This window comes from Xanthomonas cannabis pv. cannabis, from assembly GCF_000802365.1.
In the GTDB taxonomy this organism is placed as follows: domain Bacteria; phylum Pseudomonadota; class Gammaproteobacteria; order Xanthomonadales; family Xanthomonadaceae; genus Xanthomonas; species Xanthomonas cannabis.
Genome location: NZ_JSZE01000157.1, coordinates 1 through 6,523 on the forward strand (window position 1 = coordinate 1; position 6,523 = coordinate 6,523).

At 66.4% G+C, this 6,523-nt stretch carries 4 protein-coding genes and 1 pseudogene; 4 read left to right on the forward strand and 1 reads right to left on the reverse strand.

The window, feature by feature from the left end; all coding sequences use genetic code 11:
- The 3 genes and pseudogenes from OZ10_RS18930 to OZ10_RS18940 all read left to right on the forward strand — a co-directional run.
- Nucleotides 1-156 (forward strand): annotated as a pseudogene (locus tag OZ10_RS18930) (dioxygenase); the annotation flags it as partial.
- A gap of 110 nt (nucleotides 157-266) precedes the next feature.
- Complete coding sequence (locus OZ10_RS18935) at nucleotides 267-1,511, forward strand: putative DNA modification/repair radical SAM protein (RefSeq protein ID WP_039405785.1); 1,245 nt, start codon at nucleotides 267-269, stop codon at nucleotides 1,509-1,511.
- A 346-nt stretch (nucleotides 1,512-1,857) separates the two neighbouring features.
- On the forward strand, nucleotides 1,858-3,297 hold the full coding sequence (locus OZ10_RS18940) for a UdgX family uracil-DNA binding protein (RefSeq protein ID WP_039566556.1): 1,440 nt from the start codon (nucleotides 1,858-1,860) through the stop codon (nucleotides 3,295-3,297).
- Nucleotides 3,298-3,771: 474 nt separating this feature from the next.
- Here the strand turns inward: OZ10_RS18940 and OZ10_RS18945 are convergent, their stop codons facing one another.
- Nucleotides 3,772-4,329 carry a fasciclin domain-containing protein gene (locus tag OZ10_RS18945; RefSeq protein WP_039405780.1) on the reverse strand — a complete coding sequence of 186 codons (558 nt, stop codon included), beginning with the start codon at nucleotides 4,327-4,329 and terminating at the stop codon, nucleotides 3,772-3,774.
- Between the two features lie 486 nt (nucleotides 4,330-4,815).
- Between OZ10_RS18945 and OZ10_RS18950 the strand changes: the two genes are divergently transcribed.
- The gene (locus tag OZ10_RS18950) at nucleotides 4,816-6,453 is read left to right on the forward strand and encodes a Na+/H+ antiporter (RefSeq protein ID WP_039405778.1); all 1,638 of its coding nucleotides are present in this window, start codon (nucleotides 4,816-4,818) and stop codon (nucleotides 6,451-6,453) included.
- Nucleotides 6,454-6,523 lie beyond the last annotated feature (70 nt).

Below are 6,523 nucleotides of genomic sequence, written 5' to 3' on the forward strand. Positions count from 1 at the left end.
CATCCCAGCGACGAGCATCTGCTGCCGCTCTACGTCGCGATGGGTGCGGCCGGGGGCGACCAGCTCGGCGCACAGCGCATCGATGCCGGCATCGATGCGGGCTTTCTGGCGATGGATCTCTATCGCTTCGATGGCGCCGCGGCCACCGCAGCCTGATCGGGTCGCAGGACGGTGCCGGCGTGGCGGCAGGGCTGCGCTCTGAAGCGTTCACGATCGGCTGCCGCGCAGTCTCATAGGCTGAGACGCCCCGGCTGCATGCTGCTTGCGTGAAAATCCTCGACAAGCTCGCCGTCCTTGCCGACGCCGCCAAATACGACGCCTCCTGCGCCTCCAGTGGCGCGAACAAGCGCAACTCGCTCGGCACCGGCGGGATCGGCAGCACCGAGGGCATGGGCATCTGCCACTCGTACACGCCGGACGGCCGCTGCGTGTCGCTGCTGAAGATCCTGCTGACCAACTTCTGCGTGTTCGACTGCGCGTACTGCGTCAACCGCGTCTCCAGCAACGTGCGCCGCGCACGTTTCACGCCCGAAGAAGTGGTCACGCTGACGCTGGACTTCTACAAGCGCAACTACATCGAAGGCCTGTTCCTCTCCAGCGGCATCATCCGCAACTCCGACTACACCATGGAGCAGCTGGTGGAAGTGGCGCGCCAGCTGCGCGAAGAGCATCACTTTGCCGGCTACATCCATCTCAAGACCATTCCCGATGCAGCGCCCGAACTGCTGGCGGCGGCCGGCCGCTATGCGGACCGTCTGAGCATCAACGTGGAGTTGCCCACCGAGCAGGGGCTGACCCAGCTGGCACCGGAGAAGAGCGTCGGCGGCATCCGCTCGGCCATGGGCGAGCTGCGCTGGCGCATCGAAGAAAACCAGCTCGAACGCAAGGCCGAAAAGGTACGCCGGGCCAAGCCGCCGCGGTTTGCCCCGGCCGGACAGAGCACGCAGATGATCGTCGGTGCCGACGATGCCAACGACCGCAGCATCCTGGACACCAGCCATAATCTTTACGGCAATTACCGCATGCGGCGGGTGTATTACTCGGCCTTCAGCCCGATCCCCGATGCCTCGTCGAAGCTGCCCTTGCAGGCACCGCCGCTGCAGCGCGAGCACCGGCTCTACCAGGCCGACTGGTTGCTGCGCTTCTACGAATTCAGCGTGGAAGAAATTGCGCCCGCGCAGTCCAGCGGCATGCTCGATCTGGACGTGGACCCCAAGCTGGCATGGGCATTGCGCAACCCGGAGCGGTTTCCGGTGGATCTGAACCAGGCGCCGCGCGAGATGTTGCTGCGGGTGCCGGGGCTGGGCACCCGCAACGTGGAGCGGCTGCTGTTGTCGCGGCGGCACGCGCGGTTGCGGGTGGGCGACCTTGCCCGCTTGCGGGTACCGATGAAGAAGCTGCTGCCGTTTGTGAGTGTGCTGGATCATCATCCGCGGCAACGCCTGGACGACCCGGTGCGCTTGCGTGCGCAGCTGGCGCCTGCACCGCGGCAGGCGAGCCTGTTTGAGTGATGCCTCATCGTCGGCAGGGCGCCGCCTTCTCCCCGGACGAGGATGCCCGACAGGCGGATGAGGGGCAGGCCGCTCGCCGGACATGCGGCGCACGGCAATGTGTTCACGCAGCAATATGGCGCTGCCTTGCAAATTCCCGCTCCCGTCATCCCGCGCTCTGCCCCAAGCGCTTCGGCACCTGGCGGCGTGGGGCGCTTCCTGCGTCAAGGCGGGGTGGGACAGCAACCTCAGGGGCCGGCGCAGTCACGGTTGCGCAGCAGCGCTAGCGAGATCGGGTACAGCCGCGTCGGAGGTGGCTGGCCAGTGCGCGTTGCTGCGTGGGAACCAGGATGATCGGGTGTGAGTGATGTTCAGCGCTGAGGTGGATCCACCGTGGAGTTTCGAGGCGTGGCGTGCGTTGGCGCGGGCCGGCTGGTGTGCGCAGGTTGAGCCGGATGACGTGGCATGGAACGGCGGGGCGCAGGGCGGGTTGCTGATGGGGCAGCGGCTGCAGGACCTGCCGGTGGTGGTGGCACCGCCACGGGTGTCGGCGGACTTCATGCAATTGGCGGCGTCGGTGCTATGCCATCGTGACCCGCAGCGGCATGCGGTGTTGTATCGGTTGCTGTGGCGGATCGCTTCCGGCGAGAAGGCGCTGCTGGAGCGCGCCACCGACGTGGATGTGCATCGTTTGCGGCAATGGCAGAAAGCGGTGCAGCGCGATACCCACAAGATGAAGGCGTTTGTGCGGTTTCGCCGCCTGCCGGGCGAGGTGGAGGACTTCGTTGCCTGGTTCGAGCCCGATCATTGCATCGTGGACCGCGTCGCCCCGTTTTTTGCGCGGCGGTTTGCCGGCATGCAGTGGGCGATCCTGACGCCGTATCGCAGCGTGCGCTGGGATGGCGAGGCATTGTCGTTCGGCGAGGGTGCGGTGCGGACGCAGCTGCCCGCAGACGATGCGCAGGAAGCCCTGTGGCGCACCTATTACGCGCATATCTTCAATCCGGCGCGGCTCAATCCCACCATGATGCGGCAGGAGATGCCGCAGAAATACTGGAAGAACCTGCCCGAAGCGGCGCTGCTGCCGGAGCTGATCCGCGACGCCGGCGTGCGGGTGCGCGAGATGGCCGAGCGCGCGCCCGAGCCGGTGCGACGGCGGGTGCCGGTGGCACCTGTACCAGCCGTGGAAGTGGCAACCCAAAGCCTTGCGCAGCTGCGTGTGGCAGCGCGCGATTGCCGGCGCTGCGAGCTGTGGCAACCGGCCACCCAGACCGTGTTCGGCGAAGGGCCGGACGATGCAGCGGTGATGGTCATCGGCGAGCAGCCGGGCGACGAAGAGGACCTGAGTGGGCGTCCGTTTGTCGGCCCGGCCGGGCGCCTGTTCACGATGGCACTGGGCGAGTTGGGTGTGGACCGCACGACCTTCTACGTGACCAATGCGGTCAAGCACTTTCGGTTCGAACAGCGCGGCAAGCGCCGCCTGCATCGCAACCCGGAGCGTTCGCATGTCCAGGCCTGCAGCGGCTGGCTGCACGCCGAGCGCGCGCAACTGCGACCGGCGCATATCGTCTGTCTGGGGGCGACGGCCGCACAGGCGGTGTTGGGGAGCCGCTTTCGCTTGATGCAGCAGCGCGGCCAGTGGCAGGTGCTGGACGATGGCACGCCGGTGCTGGCCACCGTGCACCCCTCGTGGGTCCTGCGGCAAGGCTCGGAGGCTGCGCGCGAGGAAGGCTACCGCGGCTTTGTCGACGACCTGCGCCAGTTGCTGCATGCACCGATCGCCGCAGATCGCACCGTGAGGACATAAAAGATGCGCGTGCAGCTGCACGCGCATGGTGTCGGAGAACGATGACACCAAACGGGGCCACTGGCGAACCGGTGGTCCCGCACCGCCGCTTCGCGGTGTGGTGGCGCCGCCCGACGTCTGGTGCCCGGACGCGTGCGGCTTCGCTGATCACTCGTGTCTATGTGTCGGAGCAGGAAGCGGACGCGATGGCGCCGGAGTGCTACGCCATCGCATCCAGACAGGTCACTCAAGCGCAGCCAGTGAATTGCTGCGCCGTCATCGAAGGAGCGGGAATCGTTTCGGGATGCGCTTACCGCCAGTGCGCTCCGGCTTGGAGCGCATCTGTCGGGACACCCACAACCGGCACGTGCTCATCACGATTGAACTCCCTGCAAGTGCCGCATGCGCGGTCGGCGTCGACCATCGACGGAACGTGGCTCCGTTCCGCCGATGACGTCGCGCGCAGGCCACCTGCGGGTGGCGCAGCAACTGCCGTTACGGCATCAACACCTTGTCGATCACGTGGATCACGCCGTTGCTCTGGTTGACATCGGCGATGGTGACGGTGGCGGTATTGCCCTTGGCGTCGGTGAGGGTGACCTTCTTGCCATTGAGCTTTGCGGTGAGCGGCTCGCCCTGCACCGTGGTCAGCGTGGCGCTACCGCCGCCGGCCTTGATCTTGGCGATCAGCGAGGCGGCGTCCACCTTGCCCGGCACCACGTGATAGGTGAGGACCTTGGTCAAGGTCGCCTTGGACTCGGGCTTCAGCAGGGTGTCCACCGTGCCGGCCGGCAGGGCGGAAAATGCCGCATTGGTCGGCGCAAACACGGTGAACGGGCCCGGGCCCTTCAAGGTCTCGACCAGTCCGGCGGCCTTCACCGCAGCAACCAACGTGGTGTGATCCTTGGAGGTGGCGGCGTTGTCGACGATGTCCTTGGTGACCAGCATCGGCGCACCACCCACCGTCGGGTTGGACGCAGCGTAAGCAGGAGCCATCGCGCTGGTCAGGGCAATGGCGGTAGCAATGGCAAGCGACTGCAATGACGTCTTCATGAGGCATCGATCCTTTGGGTTGGCGATCGCCTGGATGGCAACCGTAGGGTCAATACGCCTGCCGGTGCGGGCCGGATGCATCACGTGGTCTTGATGTTCATTACGGTGTTTGGCGTGGTGAGTGTGGTGTCAGGAACACTGTTGAATCGAGTCGCCGCGCTGTTGCCGCGATCGCTGCCGGTCGCGTGTGCAGCATCAGGTGCGCTGCCGCCGGCTGCCCAATTGGCATCGGTGTTGCGTGGTGCTGCCTCACGTCCCGGGACGCGGCAGTCTCCGCAGCATTGGTGGCTGTTTGTATCGATGCGCTGCCGCAGGTCACCTGCGATCGAGTGGCCAAGGAAGGGCGGCGCGATGGGCTGGCAGGGCCGAATCGATCGCGCCTGATGGTTTCATCACCGGTTGCAAACCGGTATGTTCCCGTCAGTGCGTTGTTGTGCGTCGCAAGATGATGCCGCACGTACGGCCGTTTCTTCCTCCGGGTTTTACATGCATTCGATCGATGTCGTCCTCGCCATGTTGCTGGCGGTCGCGGCCAGCGGTTATCTGATCCGCATCCTGCCGTTCTCGCTGCCGTTGCCGTTGGTCCAGATCGCGCTGGGCGCGGTGGTCTCCGGTGTGTTCGATGCCGGGCACGAGCTGGAACCGGAATTGTTCTTCCTGCTGTTCCTGCCGCCGCTGCTGTTCCTGGACGGCTGGCGCATTCCCAAACAAGGCCTGTTCCGCGACAAGGCGGCGATCCTGGAGCTGGCGCTGGGCCTGGTGGTGTTCACGGTGATCGGCGCCGGCCTGTTGATCCATTGGCTGATCCCGGCCATGCCGCTGGCGGTGGCGTTCGCGCTGGCCGCCATCATTTCGCCGACCGACCCGGTGGCGGTGTCCTCGATCGCCTCCAAGGTGCCGATTCCCAAGCGCCTGATGCACATCCTGGAAGGCGAGTCGCTGCTCAACGACGCCTCGGGCCTGGTGTGCTTCCAGTTCGCCGTGGCCGCGGTGCTGACCGGTACCTTCTCGGTGGCGACCGCTTCGCTCACCTTCCTGTGGGTGGCGCTGGCCGGGTTGGCGCTGGGCGTGGCCACCACCTTCGGCCTGAGCCGGATCCAGGCCTGGATCTGGCGCCATTTCGGCGAGGAGCCCGGCTCGGCGATCCTGGTCAACCTGCTCACGCCGTTCGCCGCGTACCTGCTGGCCGAAGCCTTCCACGCCTCCGGAATCCTGGCCGCGGTGGCCGCCGGCATCACCATGAGCTACGTGGAAATGGCCGGCAACGCGCCGGGCAACATGCGTCTGCAGCGCTCGGCGGTGTGGGACACGGTGCAGTTCACCTTCAACGGCATCATCTTCGTGCTGCTGGGCGAGCAGTTGCCGGGCATCCTGGACGGGGCGGTGCGCAGCGTGCAGGAGGCCGGGCACCTCAATCCGTGGTGGCTGGCGGTGTACGTGGCCACCATCAGCACCAGCCTGATGGCGCTGCGCTTTGTGTGGGTGTTCCTGTCGCTGCGCTGGAACATCTTCAAGGCGCAACGACGGGGCGAGGCGCATGTCAGCCCGCCCTGGCGAATCGTGGTGGCGGTGTCGCTGGCGGGCGTGCGCGGGGCGATCACCCTGGCCGGCGTGCTGACGCTGCCGCTGATGCTGGAAGACGGCTCGCCGTTTCCGGCCCGCCAGCTGGCGATCTTCCTGGCGGCCTCGGTGATCCTGGTTTCCTTGCTGGTGGCCAGCGTGGCATTGCCGCGCCTGCTGCGCGGGCTGGAGTTGCCGGAAGAGGAAGACGAACAGCAAAAGGAAGACCTGGCCGTCAAGGCCGCCTCGCAGGCGGCCCTGGAGGCGGTGGAGAAGCTGCGCCAGCGGCTGGTGGAAGACAGCGCGCATGCCGAGCGCTACAACGCCGCCGCCAATCAGGTCAGTCAGCGTTACCAGCGCAAGCTGGGTGCCGTGGACATGGCCGAAACCGATCCGGAAGAGGCCGGCGCCTACGAGCAGGCCTTGCGCCAGTTCCGTCACACCGCCCTGGTGGCCGAGCGCAACGAGCTGTTCAAGCTTGCGCGCCGTCGCGAGATCTCCGACGACCTGTCGCGGCGGCTGGTGCGCAACCTGGACCTGATCGAGTCGCGCAAGCGCGCGTAAGTGCTGGGAATGGGGATTCGGGAATAGGGAATCGCAAAAGCCAGGGCAATGTCCACGGTCATCGTAGGAG